Origin of the sequence: Streptomyces sp. NRRL F-6492 (genome assembly GCF_001280125.1) — a bacterium.
In the GTDB taxonomy this organism is placed as follows: Bacteria; Actinomycetota; Actinomycetes; order Streptomycetales; family Streptomycetaceae; genus Streptomyces.
In genome coordinates, this window is the sequence record NZ_LGEG01000190.1 from 1 (window position 1) to 243 (window position 243).

The 243-nt window shown below is 74.5% G+C and carries 1 protein-coding gene; it reads right to left on the reverse strand.

What is annotated here, in order from left to right; genetic code table 11:
• A partial coding sequence (locus tag ADL08_RS14680; RefSeq protein ID WP_159043078.1) for a beta-ketoacyl synthase N-terminal-like domain-containing protein occupies nt 1-243 on the reverse strand: 243 nt, incomplete at both ends.

Consider the following 243-nt stretch of genomic DNA (forward strand, 5'->3'; position numbering starts at 1 on the left):
CGTCGGAGAGGCGTTCGACCAGGAGGAGGCCGACGCCTTCGGACCAGGCGGTGCCGTCGGCGGCCGCCGCGAACGACTTGATGCGCCCGTCCGGCGCCAGGCCCCGCAGACGGGAGAACTCGACGAAGGCCACCGGCGTCGACATCACGGTCGCGCCGCCGGCGAGGGCCAGGTCGCATTCGCCGCGGCGCAGGGCGTTGGCCGCGAGGTGCAGTGCCACGAGCGAGGACGAGCACGCGGTGT